A 17,054-nucleotide genomic window follows, 5' to 3' on the forward strand; every position below is an offset into this window, starting at 1 on the left:
TTTAAAAGTTCTAAGGCGATTAAACAATTACACATTTAAACAGTTACATTTTTTTACTTAATTTTTGTAAACGGTACTTTATTTTCACATGCATTTGTAATAAAGTTGTCTTCTAAACCATTTACAATCCAAGTTTCTATGTTTGCTTTTTTTGCCAATGCCACTGCTGCTATTTTAGACTGCATACCACCACTACCATGAGACGATTTTGAATTGACAACTTCATTATTTAAATTTTCGAAATTTGTAACTTCTTTAATGGTAATTAGTGTATTGTTTTTAATGGATTCTTTTGTGTAAATTCCATTTGTATTTGTGGCAATGATTAATAAATCTACTTCTAACAAAGTAGCTGTTAATGCGGCTAATTTATCGTTATCACCAAATTTAATTTCATCAGTGGCAACAGTATCATTCTCATTGATAATTGGAATGTAATTGTTGTTCACTAAAACATTAATGGTGTTTATAATATTTGTTTTACTTTCCTTTTTTTTAAAATCTGAATAGGAGAGTAGACATTGCGAACTTAACAAACCGTATTCTCTAAAAATCTCTTGATATATTCTGATTAAATGAGGCTGACCAATTGATGCTAAAGCTTGTTTTACAAAAACTTCCTCTTGTTTACTTTCTAATTTTACAAACTGTTTTGCTACGGCAATTGCACCTGAACTCACAATAATAAATTCGCAAGAGTCTTTTAATTTTGCAATTTGATTTGCAATATCTTCAATTTTACCCCGAGAAATATTATTGGTTTCTTTGGTAAGTGTATTAGACCCTATTTTTAGTAAAATTCTTTTCTTTTTTTGCATTTAAATTCAATTATGAATTAAAATATTTTAATGTGAAACCTCTAATTTCTACCTAATTTGTCCAGTTCCATGAACATACCATTTATTGGTAACCAAATGTTGCAGACCAATTGGTCCTCGTTGATGTAATTTGTCTGTACTGATGGCTAATTCGCCACCCAAACCTAATTGACCACCATCTGTAAAACGAGTGGAAGCGTTGTGATATACAGCTGCAGTATCTACATTTTCCATAAATATTTTAGCCACTTCATTATTTTTTGTAATTATTGCTGAGGAATGGCCCCCAGAAAACTTGTTAATCTTTTGAATTGCGGCTGAGTTTGATGAAATTGTACCTACCACAATTTTATAATCTAAAAATTCTTGAGACCATACATCCTCTGAATGAATTTTTTCTAGTTGATGAGATTTTGAGGTGTTATCATCACCTAAAACTTGAATATTATATTCTTTTAAGGTTTTGATTAATTTTGTAACAAACTCTTTTTTGTTTGGTAGATTTTCATCAACTAAAACTTTATCAACAGCATTACAGGCAGAAATTTTAGATTTTCCATTAATAATGATATCTATTGCAGTTTTAGTATCTGCTTCTTCATGCACATATACAAAATTATTACCTCTACCACTTATAATTACTGGGCAAGTTGCGTGTTGTTTTACAAATGCAATCAATCTTTCTCCACCTCTTGGTACAATTAAATCTATTCTTTGAGATGGTTTTTCTAAAAAAGCTTGCGTTTCTGTTCTGTTAAATTGTAAATAGGTTACCCAATCTGTAGTTGCATTGTGCTTTTGTAGGGCTATATGCCATAAATCGACAATTTTTAAGTTAGATTGTAAGGATTCTTTACCACCTTTTAGTAGAATTTTATTTCCAGATTTAAAAGCAATGCCAGCAGCTTCTACTGTAACATCTGGTCTAGATTCATAAATAATTAAAACGGTACCAAAAGAGGCAGTTTTATTGTACACTTGCATCCCATTATCGTGCTTAAAACTAAAACGTTCTACACCAACAGGATCTTCTTGCGAAGCCAAATGTTTTGCAGCGGCAATCATTTCATCAACTTTGGCATTTGTAACCTTTAAACGATCAAACATCGAAATATCATCACCATTGTAAGCCTCTAAATCTTTTTGGTTGATGCTAATCAATTCAGCTCTATTAGCCTCCAAAAGTTCTGCCATGCTAAGCAAAACATTATTTCTTGTTTCTATGGATAATAATGTGTTCATTTTTAATAAATATTCTAATTTATTTTGGTGTTAATTGCATTTTTTTTTAATGTAAAACATCAATTAAAGCTTCAAAAAACTCATCTATATGATGTTTTTTGATATTTAATGGAGGTAAAATTCTTAATAGTTTTTTATTAGAAGAACCACCTGTAAAAATATGATGATCGTAAATTAATTTTTTACGTAAATCACCCACTTCAAAATCAAATTCTAAGCCTAACATTAAGCCTCTACCTTTAATTTTTTTTATTTGCGAAATTGTCTGGGCAATTTTCATAAAATAATCAGACATTTGATTTACGTTGTCTATCAGTTTTTCTTTTTCAATAACTTTTAATACAGCCAAACCCGCTGCACAAGCTAAATGATTTCCACCAAAGGTGGTACCTAACATTCCGAATTTTGCTTTAATGTTTGGGTGAATTAAAATACCGCCAATAGGAAAACCATTTCCCATTCCTTTTGCAATAGAAATGATGTCTGGAGTTACATTATAGTGTTGATAGGCAAAGAATTTTCCAGATCGGCCATAGCCAGATTGCACTTCATCTGAGATAAACAGCGTATTGTTTGCCTTGCAAAGTATATCAACTTGTTCAAAAAAATTAGCATTTGCTTGATCTAAACCACCAACACCCTGTATAAACTCTACAATTACTGCACAAACATCACCTTTTTCGAGTTCTTCTTTTACAGTATCGATGTCATTTAAATCTAAAATAGTAACTTTTTGTTGTGCGTTAATTGGGGCAATAATATTTTTATTATCTGTTGCAGCAACTGCAGCAGAGGTACGCCCATGGAAACCATTTTTAAAAGCAATAATTCTTGATTTTTGAGTTTTAAAAGAGGCTAATTTTAAAGCATTTTCATTGGCTTCTGCACCAGAATTACATAAAAACAATTCGTAATCTTTACAGCCAGAAAGCTTTTCTAACCTATCTGCTAGTTCTACTTGCAGTGGATTTTGAACTGCATTAGAGTAGAAACCTAATTTAGAAACTTGGTTTTTAATTGCTTTCACATATTTAGGATGTGCATGACCAATAGAAATTACTGCGTGGCCACCATATAAATCTAAATATTCTACTTTCTTGTCATCATAAACATAGGCTCCTTTTGCTTTTACAGGAGTTACGTCATACAAAGGGTAAACGTTAAATAATGGCATGATTTTTATTTTTTAATTTGATTAATTTTTTCAAAAGATTTGTTAATTCCTTTTATTAAAGATGAGCTTAAACCTTGATGTTCCATCTCGTTTAAACCCTCAATGGTACAACCACCAGGCGTGGTAACCCTATCTATTTCTGCTTCTGGGTGTTTGCCAGATTCTTTTAATAAACTTGCGGCTCCGAAACAGGTTTGCATGGCTAATTCGTGTGCTTCTTGAGCTTCAAAACCCAATTGTATAGCCCCTTGAGTTGTAGCTCTAATTAATCGCATCCAAAATGCAATACCGCTTGCACAAATTACTGTAGCAGCTTGCAGTTGCTCTTCTGGAATTTCCATAGAGTTTCCTAAACTATTAAAAATGGTTTTTGCAATAGCTACTTTTTGTTTTCCATTTTCATTTGCAGCAATACACGTCATAGACTGGCCTACAGCAGCAGCTGTGTTTGGCATGGCACGAATTATATAATGTTTTGCACCAATAATATTTTCTATTTTAGCAATAGAAAAACCGGTAATTACAGAGATGATTAATTGCTCTTTGTTTATAGCATGTTTTAATTTTTCTAATATTTTACCTAAATGCCTTGGTTGTACAGCAAAAATTATAACATCTGCATTTTTAACAGCTTTTTCATTATCTGAAGTTAGTGTTGTTTTTTTATACTTATTAAATTCTTTTATAGAATCTAAATTTCTTTTAGTTACACAAATTGCGCTAACTGCTTTATTTTTTAATAAACCTTTTGCAATAGATTGCCCTAAACTTCCTGCTCCAATAATTGCTACTTTCATCTTTTTAGTTTCAAAGTTTCAAAGTTTGAATGTTTCAAAAGTTAAAACTGTTAATAATTAGATACTGAAACAAGTTCAGTATTTTAAGCCTTTGCAAGGCTTAAAAATAATTTGCTTTTAAATTTAATCCTAAATTTTCTTCAAAGCCATACATTAAATTCATATTTTGAATTGCTTGACCTGAAGCTCCTTTTAGTAAATTATCTATGGTGCTAGTAATTAATAATTTATTTTCAAATTTCATTAAATGTATTAAACACTTGTTGGTATTTACCACTTGTTTCATATGAATTTCTTTATCAGAAACAAACGTAAAAGCTGCTTCTTTATAAAAATCTGTATAAATTTTTATGGCATCTTCTATGGATCCCTCAAATTTTGTATAGGTTGTTGCAAAAATTCCTCTTGAGAAATTTCCTCTATTTGGCATAAAGTTAATTTCTGAATTAAAATCTGATTGTAATTGATGTACAGTTTGATTAATTTCTCCTAAATGCTGATGGGTAAAAGCTTTGTAATGAGAAAAATTATTATCTCTCCAGGTAAAATGAGTGGTTTTTGATAATGATGTTCCTGCTCCAGTAGCACCAGTTACAGCATTAATATGAATATCTTTTTTTAACAATCCATTTGCAGCCAAAGGTAAAATGGCCAATTGTAATGCAGTTGCAAAACAACCAGGATTTGCTATATATTTAGCGTTTTTTATGGCTTCTTTTTGCAATTCAGGTAAACCATATACAAATTCTTTTCCTTCAAAAATTTTGTCTGCTATTAGTCTAAAATCGTTACTTAAATCAATGATTTTTGTGTTTTCTGAAAACGAGTTATTTGCTAAAAAAGCAGTAGAGTTTCCATGCCCTAAACATAAAAATAAAACATCTATATTTTTATTGATTTCTGATGTGAAATTAATTTCTGAATTACCAATTAAATCTTGATGTACTTGATGTAATTTATTACCTGCATTAGATGTACTATACACAAAGTTGATATTGGTTTTTGGGTGATTTAATAACAATCTTATCAGCTCACCAGCAGTATAACCTGCACCACCTATAATACCTATTTCTAATTTTTTCATTCTTAAAAAATTGTTTAAAAGTTTAATTGTTTAATCGTGTAAAAGTCTCTTTAAAATATTCATTTATATAGTTCAACAATTAAACAATTACACGATTCAATATTACTTATTTACTTGCTGATAAATTTTATTCTGATTCCCTAAAATCTTAATAAAGCCTTTAGCATCATCTGCTGTCCAAGCTTTATTTTCTTCACCATAAGTGCTAAATTTACTCGACATTAAATCGTGGTTAGATACAATTCCATCCAAATAAAAATGATAGGGTTTCAACGTAACTACTACATTACCAGAAACCATTTTTTGAGAACTTTGTAAAAAAGCTTCAGTATCTCTCATTACAGGATCTAAATACTGACCTTCGTGCAAATGCATTCCGTAAAAACTAGACAAATATTCTTTGTGTTGTAATTGCCATTTTGTAAGTGTATGTTTTTCTAATAAGTGATGCGCTTTTACAGTGATTAAAGCAGCAGCAGCCTCAAAACCAACTCTACCTTTTGTGCCCACAATGGTATCACCTACATGAATATCTCTACCAATAGCATACTTAGAGGCAATATTGTTTAGAATTTCTATATTGATTTCAGGTTTGTTTTCTTGACCATTTAAAGCTACAAATTCTCCGTTTTTAAAAGTTAGGGTTACTTTTTCTTCACCTTCTTTTTCTAATTGAGAAGGGTATGCTTCATTGGGTAAAGGTTTTTCTGATTTTAAAGTTTCTACACCACCAACACTCGTACCCCAAAGACCTTTGTTTACAGAATATTTAGATTTTTCCCAAGGCATATCAATTCCTTCAGATTTTAAGTAATCTATTTCTTCTTGTCTTGTTAATTTTTGATCTCTAATTGGTGTAATAATTTTAATATTTGGCGCTAAAGTTTGAAAAATCATGTCAAATCTTACTTGATCGTTTCCTGCCCCAGTAGAGCCATGTGCAATGTATTCTGCATCAATACTTTTAGCGTATTCTATGATTTCAATAGCTTGAATAATTCTTTCTGCACTTACAGATAATGGATAGGTAGCGTTTTTTAAGACATTACCAAAAATTAAATACTTAACTACTTTGTTGTAGAAAGTTGATATCGCATCAATATTTTTATAGGTTGAAACGCCCATTTTATATGCATTACTTTCAATTTTAGAAATTTCTTCTTTTGTAAAACCTCCTGTATTTACACTAACTGCATGTACGTCATATTCTTTTGATAAACTTACTGCACAGTAAGAAGTATCTAAACCACCACTGTAGGCTATTACTAATTTTTTCATTTTTTACCTTTTTTTAGAAACAAATTTTGTTTCATTTTTTTTAATCTTTTAAATACGTTTTCTTTAACTTCTTTAGAAGCTTCTTTATTATTGTTTTTAGGATCAAACAACATTCCTGTACATAAGCACATTTTTCTATCTGTTCTTGATAAAATATCAAAGTTTCTACAGGTTTGGCAACCATCCCAAAAGCTTTGGTCGTCTGTAAGTTCAGAAAATGTTACCGGTTTGTAACCTAAATCGTTATTTAGTTTCATTACAGCTAAACCCGTTGTAATACTAAACACTTTAGAATTTGGGAACTTGTTTCTAGAGTGCTCAAAAACTACTTTTTTAATTTTTTTAGCCAACCCTAAGTTTCTATAATCTGGATGAACAATTAGGCCAGAATTGGCAACAAATTTTCCATGACCCCATTTTTCTATATAACAAAATCCAGCAAATTTATTACCATCTAAGGCAATAACAGCATTACCATTTTCCATTTTAGTGGCAATATATTCTGGTTTTCGTTTTGCAATACCAGTACCTCTAACCTGTGCAGCGTCTTCTATAGTTTTACAGATGATTTCTGCATATACGATATGAGATTTATCAGCAATTACAATTTTCATTGTATTGTTATTTTTAAGTGTATTTATAATTTTACTGTTTTTTTGAGAAGAGGAATTGGACGCACCTAATTCCATAATTTATTGAACACCCAAAGGGCGAATTATAAAAAAACGGCGTACAAAGCGTTTGTTATTACTAGTTGTAATATTTAAATTTTGTTTGCTCGTAAAGTTTGTTGTATTATACATGATAAAAAAATAAAAAATATAGATTCCCTTTTGTGCTCTGTTTTTAGTATTAGCGCAGTAGACTGCGAAAGCGCAATCTGGGTACTATCGTATTTGTTTTATTTTTTGAAGTAATCATGATGTAAAAGTAAATTATTTTTTAATTTAAAAGATAAAAAATAATGTTTTTTAAAAATTTTTATCAAATTGATAAAAAAACAACCTCTTAATTGATTAATATTTATCAAACGCTTTTAAAATTGTGGTCAGTTTGAAAAAGATGTTAAGTTTTTATTTGTTAAAAGTCTATAATAGATACTTTAATTTAGAATTTTTTACAATTCGGTATGAAAAAAATACAGTTGGGTAATGTTTTATTAAAAAAAAACTATTTGAATTGCATCTTTGAACCATTAAATAACATTTAAAAATATATATTATGAAGTTTTTAGCATCATTTTTAATCTTAGTCATATTAGCTATAACAAACAGTATGACAGCGCAAAACAAAAGTACAGACACAAAAGAAATTACAGTAACTGTTTTAAATGCAACTTCAGATGCTGGTAAAATAGGATTTGCTTTATACACAAAAGACAATTTTATGAGAAAACCATTACTAAGTAAAGAAGGTAAAATTAAAGATGGAAAAAGTACGGTTATTTTTGAAAATATTCCTGCTGGCGAATATGCCATAATTTGCTATCATGATAAAAATAATAATAATAAAATGGACTTTTCTTCAAATAGAATGCCGTTAGAAGATTACGGAACTTCTAACAATGTAATGGCTTTTGCACCACCAACTTTTGAAAACGCAAAATTTTTATTAAAAAATAAAAATCTACATTTAGATATTAATTTTTAGTAAATTTCGCTATCCATTTATCAACAATAAATAATAAACAAATCTATGACTAGCCAAGAGGTATATACCATAAAAAGTGTAAAAAATGCAGCTATTTTATGTTTAAAACTAACTATTATTTTTGGTCTATTATTTAGTGTGATTTTTTGGCAAACAACAATAGAAGGTATTGCTTGGTCGTTTATAATTTCTGGAATGTATTCTTTTGGAATTGGTTTTGGTAATGGTTTTATAAACGTTTATTTGTCTACTAAATGGGATTGGATCAAACACACTAATCAAAGAGTTTGGGCAGGTATTATTGCCTCAGTTCTATATACAGTGCCTATTGTTTTAATGATTAATTATGTTGTTTTTGTTGTTATTAACAATAACAATTCAGACACCTTTTTTAAAGGTAATTTCTTTTGGGCGCATTTGTTTTATATTGTTCTTTCTTTAGCAGTTTCTACTTTTTTACATGCCAAAGGTTTTATGCAAAACTGGAAAGTTGCTATGACCAAAGAAAACACCAAACAAGAAATTGTAGCAAAAACAGAAACAGCTAAATTTGAATCTTTAAAAAACCAGTTAGACCCACATTTTTTATTTAATAGTTTAAATGTATTAACGAGTTTAATTGGCGAAAACCCAAATCAGGCGGAAAGGTTTACCACAAAACTTTCTAAAGTTTATAGATATGTTTTAGAGCAAAGAAACAAAGATCTAGTACCTATTGAAGAGGAATTAAAGTTTGCAAAAACGTATATGGAATTGTTAGGAATGCGTTTTGAAGATGCTGTAAAATTTAACATTCCAGATATCATTAGTACTAATGAGCTTAAAATTGTGCCTTTGTCTTTACAACTTTTATTAGAAAATGCGGTAAAACACAATGTGGTTTCTACCTCTAAACCACTTACCATTAACATTTATGAAGAAGATAATTATTTAATTATAGAAAATAATATCAACCCAAAAGAAGCTTTAGGTAAAAGTACCAAAATTGGATTACAAAATATTGCAGATAGGTATGGGTTAATTACTCAAAGAGGAGTAAAAATAGAAAATAACAACAAAAAATTTAAGGTGAGTTTACCTCTCTTAATCAAAATGAACAATATTATGTATTCAGACAATTTAGAAAATAGTAAGTATGTAAAAGCAGTAGAAAGAGTAGAAAAACTAAAAGAATTTTATCAGAATTTAGTCTCTTTTTGCTTAGTAATTCCCTTTTTAATCTTTATCAATTTAAAGTTTTTTCCAAGTTTTCACTGGTTTTGGTTTCCAATTTTTGGATGGGGAATTGGTTTAACCTTTCATTTTTTAGAAGTAAATAATTATAATATTTTCTTAGGAAGAAATTGGGAGGACAGAAAAATTAAAGAAATGATGGAGCAAGAAAATAAGAATAATCAATAAAAAAATATGATAATGGAAAAAGAATTTACACAAGAGCAAAAATATATTTTGGCTCGTAAAAGAGTAGAAAAAATTAGCAAGTTTTATAAACATTTATTAGTATACGTAATTATAAACACCTTTTTAAGTGCCATTTTTATTGCAGGTGATGTAAATGATGGAGACACTTTTATAGAAGCTTTTACCGATTATCATAATTATAAAATTTGGATGTTTTGGGGAATAGGAATCTTTTTACAAGTACTAAATACTTTTGGAATCAACTTTATTTTTAATAAAAAATGGGAACAACAAAAAATTAAAAAATACATGAATGAACAAAATAACATCAAATAAAATGCAACAAGATTACACACAACAAAAACGTTATATAAGAGCCCAAAAAAGAGTGAAAGAGATTAAAGGGTTTTACACACACTTTGCTGTTTACTGTTTGGTAACTCCTCTGATTATTTTTGTAAACCTAACATTTGTTCCCCAATTTCATTGGTTTTGGTTTTCTGTTTTTGGTTGGGGTTTGGGTATTTTTTTTCATTGGCTAGCTGTTTTCGGTTTTCATTTAATTGGTTTTGGTAAAAATTGGGAACAGAAAAAAATTAAGGAATTTATGAATGAGAATAACAAATAATTATGGAACAGAATTTTATAAACGAACAAAATTACATACGTGCAAAAAAACGTGTAAAAGATATTAAAGGCTTTTATATTCACTTAATTGTATATGTACTTGTAAACCTATTTATAAGCGGAATAATAATTTTTGGATTAACACAAAGTGGCGATACTTTTGGCGAAGCACTTACCAATTTCGGAACATATTCAACAGCATTTTTTTGGGGAATAGGAATGTTTTTTCACTGGTTAGGCGTTTTTGGCTTTAAATCTTTAGGGTTCGGAAAAGACTGGGAAGAAAGAAAAATTAAAGAATTGATGGAAAAAGATGATGAGCAATAAAGAGTAAGCTAAGAAATTATCAAGAATTAAGGGACAAGTATGAAGTTTGAAGATAAGAGAATTTTCTTTTAATATTTTGTGTTTTTTTGATTTGATTAATAACTAATATTTAAATAAATGAATGTATTAATTATAGAAGACGAAAAACCAGCAGCTAGAAGGCTAAATAGAATGTTGGCAACTCTAGATATAGAAGTACAACAAATGTTACATTCTGTAGAAGAATCTTTAAACTGGTTGCAAAATAATGCACATCCAAATTTAATATTTTTAGATATCCAGTTGTCAGATGGTTTGTCTTTCGAAATTTTTGAAGAAATAGATGTAAAATCTGCTATTATTTTTACAACTGCTTATGATGAATATGCCTTAAAAGCTTTTAAATTAAATAGTATAGATTATCTGCTAAAACCCTTAGATGAAGATGAATTAAAAATGGCCGTAAATAAATTTAAAACCAATCAACCCCAACATACAGGAATACAAGTAAATTTAGATGATATTAAAAAATTACTAATAAATCCTGTAGATAGAAAGTTTAAAAAACGAATTTCTATAAAGATTGGGCAGCATATCAAAATTATAAATATTGATGAAATTGAATGCTTTTACAGCGAAAATAAAGCAACTTATATACATACTTCAGAAAATAGAAACTATCTATTAGACAACTCTTTAGAGCATTGGCAAGAGCAGTTAGATTCTGAGAATTTTTTTAGAGTCAACAGAACGTATATTGTACATATTAATGCAATAAAAGATATTATTGCGTATTCAAATTCTCGGTTAAAATTGATTTTACACACTTATAATAACCAAGAAATTATAGTAAGTAGAGAGCGTGTAAAAGATTTTAAAAATTGGATTGACTAAACTTTCAATTTTAGTTTTAAAATTCTAGATGCTATTTATTTGGGGGATTTAATAATTTGAAATAAGATTAAAAACAGTACATTCATAAATGATTCAACTTGATTACTTTGGTTATATTTGATCTTATTCTTATAAAAAAAAATATTATTTTGAAAACTAGTTTAATCATTGTTAAATATTACCCCGTCTTTGCCATTTTTGGTTTTTTATCAATGGCTATTTTTAGGATACCATTATTTTTTAATAAAAAGCTACAATTTTATAAATTAATGGGTACAGGTAAAAATGGAACATTTGATAAAATTCCAGATTTATCTCAATGGGCTATTTTAGTAACTTATGAAGGTGATTTAAATTTAAACACTCAATTTGGGAGCTTTATTTTAAAATGGTTTGATTTGTTTTGTAAAAAACAAACTATCTATATATTAAAACCAATTGAAGGTCATGGTTTATGGGATCAAAAAAAGGTCTTTGGTAATTTGCCAGCAACTTCTAACTATGAAGGAGAAATAGCTGTGCTAACTAGAGCAACAATTCGCTTAAATAAATTACGTTATTTTTGGAAAAACGTAGCTCCAATTGCCTCTCAAATGTCTACAGCAGACGGGTTTATAAATTCTTATGGAGTTGGTGAGGTTCCTTGGGTAAAACAAGCAACTTTTAGTGTTTGGAAATCAAAAGAGATGATGAAAAATTTTGCCTATAAAATGCCACAACATAAAGCGGTTATCAAAAAAACAAGAAAACAAAAATGGTATAGTGAAGATATGTTTACACGTTTTACCATTCAACAAAAAATTGAAAAATAATACACTTACCTTACGTTATACTTCCATTATATTTTTTTTGTTTTATTTAAAAATTAATTACTTTTCATATTTGATTAAATATTTACATATAATTCATAAATATAATGTTTAATACTTTTTTGTTTTTTATTTTTACAGAAAAAATAAATAAATGAAGGAAGTAGCTGTTATTGGTAGTGGAATTGCTGGTTTAGCCACATCTATTCGATTAGCTTTAAAGGATTATAACGTTTCTGTTTTTGAAGCAAATTCTTACCTTGGTGGAAAATTATCTTCAATAAAAAAAGAGGGTTTTACTTTTGATACTGGACCTTCTCTTTTTACAGCACCAGAAAATATAGAAGCACTTTTTAGTTTAGCCAAAAAAGATATATCTAGCTACTTTGCATACAAAGGTTTAGATGAAAGTTGTCGTTATTTTTTTTCGAATGGAAAAAAAATTATTGCAAAAAAAAGTTTGGAAGCATTTGCAGATGAAGCTGAAAAAGTTTTCGGAGAACCCGCAGAAAATACTAAAAAGTACCTTCAGAATAGTAAAATAGCTTATCAAAATATAGGAGAACTTTTCATAGATTTTCCTTTAGATTTAAGTTTAATTACTAAAAGTGAAACTTACAAAGCTTTGTTTAGTGTAAAGTTACCTTACATCTCAAAGTCCTTAAATAGTTTCAACGAATCAAGTTTTAAAACACCAGAAATGATTCAGCTTTTCAATCGATATGCAACCTATAATGGTAGTAACCCTTACAAAGCACCAGCAATGTTAAGCATGATATCAAGTTTAGAGCAAAACCAAGGAACTTTTTATCCAGATGGGGGAATGATAAGTATTATCAAAGCTCTGGTGCAGCTAGCAAAAGATGTTGGTGTTAAGTTTTACACAAATAGTAAAGTAGAAAAAATTGAAACTCTAAAAGGTAAAGTAACAGGTGTTTTAGTAAACGAAAAAAAATATCATGCAGACATCGTTGTAAGTAATATGGACATTTATTATACCTATAAAAACTTACTTACGGATAAAAATTTTGCTAATAAAGTACTAAAGCAAGAACGTAGCAGTAGTGCTTTTATATTTTATTGGGGTATTAATACCACTTTTTCAGAATTAGGTTTGCATAATATCTTTTTTAGTGAGGATTATGAAAAAGAGTTTCAACAAATATTTGAGGAATCAGTTTTACCTGACGAGCCAACCATTTATGTAAATATAACTTCTAAATACAACAAAAATCATGCTCCAAATAAAAGTGAAAATTGGTTTGTAATGGTAAATGCTCCTGCCCATAACGAGCATAATTGGGAAGAACAAAAAGAAAAAGTAAAAAAGTTTATTATTAAACAAATAAATAAACAGTTAAACACAAATATTGAAGATCATATTGTGGTAGAGGAAACACTTTCTCCATTAAATATTCAACAAAAAACATCGAGTTTTATGGGGTCTTTATACGGTACAAGTAGTAATAGTAAAATGGCTGCTTTTTTTAGACAACAAAATAGAAGTAAATATTATAAAAATTTATATTTCTGTGGAGGGAGTGTTCATCCAGGAGGAGGAATTCCTTTATGTTTTAAAAGTGCAAAATTGGTAGCAGATGATATTCAGTAATTTAATCAAATACAAGTATAAACTAGCATTAGGAATAAGTTTATTATTTCATATAAGTGCCATTATTGGCTTACTTTTTACTGAATATAATGATTTCTTTATTAACAATACTCCTTTGAATTTAATCATATCAATGTTATTGTTATTTTACACACAACAAAAGATTAATAAATCATTTTGGCTCTTTTTTAGTGTTTGTTTTTTGGCAGGATTTATTTATGAAATTATTGGGGTAAATACAGGTTTTCTTTTTGGTGATTATGAATATTCTATTGTTATGGGGTATAAAATATCTGGTGTCCCTATATTATTAGGCAATTTATGGTTTATAACGATGTATTGCGTTGGAAGTTTAACATTTCAATCTTATAATTGGCTTAAAACAAACTTTAATTTTAAAGTTTCTAGTCAAATAGAACTTCATTTATTGGCAATAATTGGAGCTTTTACGGCAGTGTTTCTAGACCTGTTTTTAGAGCCTGTTGCTATTAAATTAAATTTCTGGCAATGGTATCCACTTGGGGAAATTCCAATTTATAATTATGTATGTTGGTTTTTTGGGAGTTTAATTTTACAGTATTTATTTGTAAATTTGAATTTTAATAAAAAGAATATATTCTCTTTTTATTTATATGTGATTCAGCTTATATTTTTTATAACCATTAGTTTATTTTATAAATGATTTTTCTTTTTATCCTATCAATTACCCTAACAACTTTTATCATAATGGAGGGCATTACTTGGGCAATGCACAAATACGTAATGCACGGTTTTTTGTGGTATTTACATGAAGATCACCATAAACCCAATTCTCACTTTTTTGAAAAAAATGATGCTTTCTTTTTAATTTTTGCCATACCAAGTTGGTTGTGTATTATGTTTGGCTTGCAAGATAAAGTGTTTTGGCTTGCAGGTATTGGTTTTGGTATTGCACTTTATGGCTTTGCTTATTTCATGGTGCATGATGTTATTATTCATCAGCGTTTTAAATGGTTTTCCAGAAGTAATAATACTTATATTAAAGCTATTAAATGGGCGCATAAAATGCATCACAAACAACTAGGTAAAGAAAAAAGCGAAAGTTTTGGCTTATTGTTTGTTGCTAAAAAATATTGGGAAAAGGTAATTAAAGAACAGGCGTTTAGAAAACAAAAAGAGAGAGAAAGAGAACGAATAAGCTAAGGAAATTAGCAGCATTTCTAAGATAGGCTCAACCAAAAGTCAAATTATAAAAGTAGTAACCAGTGCTACATATATTAGAGTAGCATTTGGTCTTTTAAAAAAAGAATTAAAATATCAATCTAAAAATAACGTTATTAAATGTGTAAATTCAACAAAATGATTAAAAAAAATTGTGTAGTAGCTGTATTATTAATGTTTTCAGTTTTATTAACAAGCTGTGGAGATGGAGGTAAATATAAAATCGAAAAAGGAAAAGTAGGACATTTATCAACCAAAACTAAAATATCTGACTTAAATAAAATATTCGAAAATGACTCTATTGTAAAAAACTTAAGCGAAGGCGCTTTAGGAGACAATTATTTTCAAGATGATGATGAATATTTAATTTTCGAAAAAGGAGGAAAGCACCTCTTAACCATTATACCAAAACAGCAATTAGACTCTCTTTCTACCATCAAAAGTATCGAAGTTTTCGATGCTAGATATGCAACAGAAACAGGTGTCAATATCAATTCTACCTTTGCAGAAATAAATACCAATAATAATATCAACAGAATAGAATCTACGTTTTCTACTGCAACACTATTTATTAACGATTTTAACATAACAGTTGCTATAGACAAAGAAGAGCTGGGTTTAAGAGATTTTAGCACTCAAAAAGTAAGTTTAGAGCAAATTCCAGATTTAGCAAAAATGAAATCTTTGGTGGTTTGGTTTAATTAGGGCGTACCCACACAAAAAGGTGTGGTCGTGCTTTCCGTTATATCTTTTTTTTTTTTAATGCAGTACTTGTTTCGCTTTCTGTTATAAAAATAATGAATTCTTAGACAAATAACACCTTTTATATTTTATAAAAAAAGGATGCCACTTCAATCACTTACGCAAAATGCAACCCGTTATGAAAAAAAAAATACACCATACAAAAATCACCATTTGTAGTACCCACAACAGATGGCAAATTAATTGAAGAACATTTTGGTAATGCCACAGATGGTAATTCCCAAATAAGTATTGCTCATATGGTTGTGCCTTCTGGTTGGAGCGAGCCTTTTCAAACACCTCTTTTTGATGAATATACCTATATCATAAAAGGGAAAAAACAATTTATCATAGAGGATGAAACTGTTGTTTTAAAAGCTGGAGAATCTATCAAAATCAATAAAAACACAAGAGTGCAATATTCGAATCCCTTTAAAGAGGAATGTGAGTATCTAGCCATTTGTTTACCTGCTTTTTCTATAGATTTAGTAAATAGGGAAGAGTCTTAAGTTTTTTTTCTAGTCAAATAAAAAGGTAGATAAATCAACAAAAAATACGGTATTACAATTAATTCTACCACAAAAATGTATTGTGGCCAATCACCAAAAAAATCTAATAAAGTGGCGGCATTAGGTTTTCTGTTGGTGTAAAAATAATTAGAGCCTAAAAAGTAATTTACAACAAACATTAATAGCATATAAATTTGCATTGCTAAAAATGCTTTTCCTACACTTTTTAAAGTAGGTCTTAATTTGTATATAAAAGTTGCAAAAAACATAAAAGTTACCAAGCCAGCATGTATATACCAATACCTAAAAAATTTAAAATTTAAGTAATTATATTCATCGGGTGTAATTAAAGATTGTAGGGTACCAGCAATCACTAAGAAAAAGAATATTTCGTAATAAAATTTTTTTCTAGTTAGAGATAAAAGTGGGATTACCAAAGTTAAAAAACTACACAAATGTAGAGGTAAATCTGTTTTATAATTAAAATTACCACTATACATAGTTAAAATAACACCCAATAGAGTAGTTGTAAAAATTGAAAACGCAAATACATTACCAATTCTATTTTGTAATTTTTTGGGTTGTTTTTTAGTAAAGTAAATCAATAAAAAACTCAAACAAAAAATAATAGTGATTACCCACAAATGTTGACCTGTGAAAGGTACAAAATGGTTGTTTTCTTCTAAGAAAAAATTCATTTTAATAAAAATAATTTTTGCAATTTATAAAATTTAACAATCATATTAAAGGTTTAAAAGCTATATTCATTTAAATTAAAATTTTGACAATGATACTTTTTAGCTCGAATTTTATAGGTTGCTTTAAAATATTATGAATGAATAATTAAAATAGCACCCAAAATAATAAGATAAGTTTTTTTTTATTAATTAAAATTCTTTTTTTTAGAGAAAT

General features: G+C 28.6%; 20 protein-coding genes. 12 read left to right on the top strand and 8 right to left on the bottom strand.

Annotation, left to right across the window (positions count from 1 at the left end; all coding sequences use genetic code 11):
• Nucleotides 1-53 precede the first annotated feature (53 nt).
• From proB to AC2D6T_RS04935, 7 genes are all read right to left on the bottom strand, one after another.
• A complete protein-coding gene (proB, locus tag AC2D6T_RS04905) occupies nt 54-818 on the bottom strand; it encodes a glutamate 5-kinase (protein WP_484680657.1) in 765 nt (254 codons plus the stop codon).
• Nucleotides 819-866: 48 nt separating this feature from the next.
• Nucleotides 867-2,060, bottom strand: a complete 1,194-nt coding sequence (locus tag AC2D6T_RS04910) for a glutamate-5-semialdehyde dehydrogenase (protein WP_484680658.1) — start codon at nt 2,058-2,060, stop codon at nt 867-869.
• A 46-nt stretch (nt 2,061-2,106) separates the two neighbouring features.
• Nucleotides 2,107-3,234, bottom strand: a complete 1,128-nt coding sequence (locus tag AC2D6T_RS04915) for an aspartate aminotransferase family protein (protein ID WP_438988533.1) — start codon at nt 3,232-3,234, stop codon at nt 2,107-2,109.
• A 5-nt stretch (nt 3,235-3,239) separates the two neighbouring features.
• A complete protein-coding gene (gene proC, locus AC2D6T_RS04920) occupies nt 3,240-4,031 on the bottom strand; it encodes a pyrroline-5-carboxylate reductase (RefSeq protein ID WP_438988532.1) in 792 nt (263 codons plus the stop codon).
• 100 nt (nt 4,032-4,131) lie between these two features.
• Nucleotides 4,132-5,115 (bottom strand): N-acetyl-gamma-glutamyl-phosphate reductase, encoded by a 984-nt coding sequence (argC, locus tag AC2D6T_RS04925; protein WP_438988531.1) that lies wholly within the window; start codon nt 5,113-5,115, stop codon nt 4,132-4,134.
• Nucleotides 5,116-5,217: 102 nt separating this feature from the next.
• On the bottom strand, nt 5,218-6,393 hold the full coding sequence (locus AC2D6T_RS04930) for an argininosuccinate synthase (protein ID WP_484680659.1): 1,176 nt from the start codon (nt 6,391-6,393) through the stop codon (nt 5,218-5,220).
• Entirely contained in the window at nt 6,390-7,007 is a 618-nt protein-coding gene (locus AC2D6T_RS04935) for a GNAT family N-acetyltransferase (protein WP_298948267.1), read from the bottom strand. Before AC2D6T_RS04935 ends, AC2D6T_RS04930 begins: the two co-directional genes overlap by 4 nt.
• 607 nt (nt 7,008-7,614) lie before the next feature.
• On the opposite strand from AC2D6T_RS04935, the gene AC2D6T_RS04940 reads away from it, so the two are divergent.
• The 12 genes from AC2D6T_RS04940 to AC2D6T_RS04995 all read left to right on the top strand — a co-directional run bounded on the left by AC2D6T_RS04940 (nt 7,615) and on the right by AC2D6T_RS04995 (nt 16,142).
• Complete coding sequence (locus tag AC2D6T_RS04940; protein WP_484680660.1) at nt 7,615-8,043, top strand: DUF2141 domain-containing protein; 429 nt, start codon at nt 7,615-7,617, stop codon at nt 8,041-8,043.
• Nucleotides 8,044-8,088: 45 nt separating this feature from the next.
• Nucleotides 8,089-9,444 carry a 2TM domain-containing protein gene (locus AC2D6T_RS04945; protein WP_484680661.1) on the top strand — a complete coding sequence of 452 codons (1,356 nt, stop codon included), beginning with the start codon at nt 8,089-8,091 and terminating at the stop codon, nt 9,442-9,444.
• Between the two features lie 12 nt (nt 9,445-9,456).
• Nucleotides 9,457-9,780 carry a 2TM domain-containing protein gene (locus tag AC2D6T_RS04950; RefSeq protein WP_484680662.1) on the top strand — a complete coding sequence of 108 codons (324 nt, stop codon included), beginning with the start codon at nt 9,457-9,459 and terminating at the stop codon, nt 9,778-9,780.
• Nucleotides 9,758-10,072: a 2TM domain-containing protein gene (locus tag AC2D6T_RS04955; RefSeq protein ID WP_484680663.1), complete on the top strand. Its 315-nt coding sequence runs from the start codon at nt 9,758-9,760 to the stop codon at nt 10,070-10,072. The genes AC2D6T_RS04950 and AC2D6T_RS04955 overlap by 23 nt, the downstream gene beginning before the upstream one ends.
• Before the next feature lie 2 nt (nt 10,073-10,074).
• Entirely contained in the window at nt 10,075-10,398 is a 324-nt protein-coding gene (locus AC2D6T_RS04960) for a 2TM domain-containing protein (protein ID WP_298948272.1), read from the top strand.
• A gap of 117 nt (nt 10,399-10,515) precedes the next feature.
• Nucleotides 10,516-11,271 carry a LytR/AlgR family response regulator transcription factor gene (locus AC2D6T_RS04965; protein ID WP_484680664.1) on the top strand — a complete coding sequence of 252 codons (756 nt, stop codon included), beginning with the start codon at nt 10,516-10,518 and terminating at the stop codon, nt 11,269-11,271.
• A 149-nt stretch (nt 11,272-11,420) separates the two neighbouring features.
• Nucleotides 11,421-12,083 (top strand): spheroidene monooxygenase, encoded by a 663-nt coding sequence (locus tag AC2D6T_RS04970; protein ID WP_484680665.1) that lies wholly within the window; start codon nt 11,421-11,423, stop codon nt 12,081-12,083.
• A gap of 151 nt (nt 12,084-12,234) precedes the next feature.
• On the top strand, nt 12,235-13,692 hold the full coding sequence (gene crtD / locus AC2D6T_RS04975) for a 1-hydroxycarotenoid 3,4-desaturase CrtD (RefSeq protein WP_484680666.1): 1,458 nt from the start codon (nt 12,235-12,237) through the stop codon (nt 13,690-13,692).
• Nucleotides 13,679-14,374 (top strand): carotenoid biosynthesis protein, encoded by a 696-nt coding sequence (locus tag AC2D6T_RS04980; protein WP_484680667.1) that lies wholly within the window; start codon nt 13,679-13,681, stop codon nt 14,372-14,374. The genes crtD and AC2D6T_RS04980 overlap by 14 nt, the downstream gene beginning before the upstream one ends.
• Entirely contained in the window at nt 14,371-14,874 is a 504-nt protein-coding gene (locus AC2D6T_RS04985; RefSeq protein ID WP_484680668.1) for a sterol desaturase family protein, read from the top strand. The genes AC2D6T_RS04980 and AC2D6T_RS04985 overlap by 4 nt, the downstream gene beginning before the upstream one ends.
• Before the next feature lie 156 nt (nt 14,875-15,030).
• The gene (locus tag AC2D6T_RS04990) at nt 15,031-15,597 is read left to right on the top strand and encodes a hypothetical protein (protein ID WP_298948277.1); all 567 of its coding nucleotides are present in this window, start codon (nt 15,031-15,033) and stop codon (nt 15,595-15,597) included.
• 194 nt (nt 15,598-15,791) lie between these two features.
• Nucleotides 15,792-16,142, top strand: coding sequence for a cupin domain-containing protein (locus AC2D6T_RS04995; RefSeq protein ID WP_484680738.1), 351 nt, complete (start codon nt 15,792-15,794; stop codon nt 16,140-16,142).
• Here AC2D6T_RS04995 and AC2D6T_RS05000 read toward each other — a convergent pair.
• Nucleotides 16,139-16,840 (bottom strand): YwaF family protein, encoded by a 702-nt coding sequence (locus tag AC2D6T_RS05000; RefSeq protein ID WP_484680669.1) that lies wholly within the window; start codon nt 16,838-16,840, stop codon nt 16,139-16,141. The genes AC2D6T_RS04995 and AC2D6T_RS05000 overlap by 4 nt on opposite strands.
• Nucleotides 16,841-17,054: the final 214 nt, after the last annotated feature.

This window comes from Polaribacter sp. YIW18, from assembly GCF_057219325.1.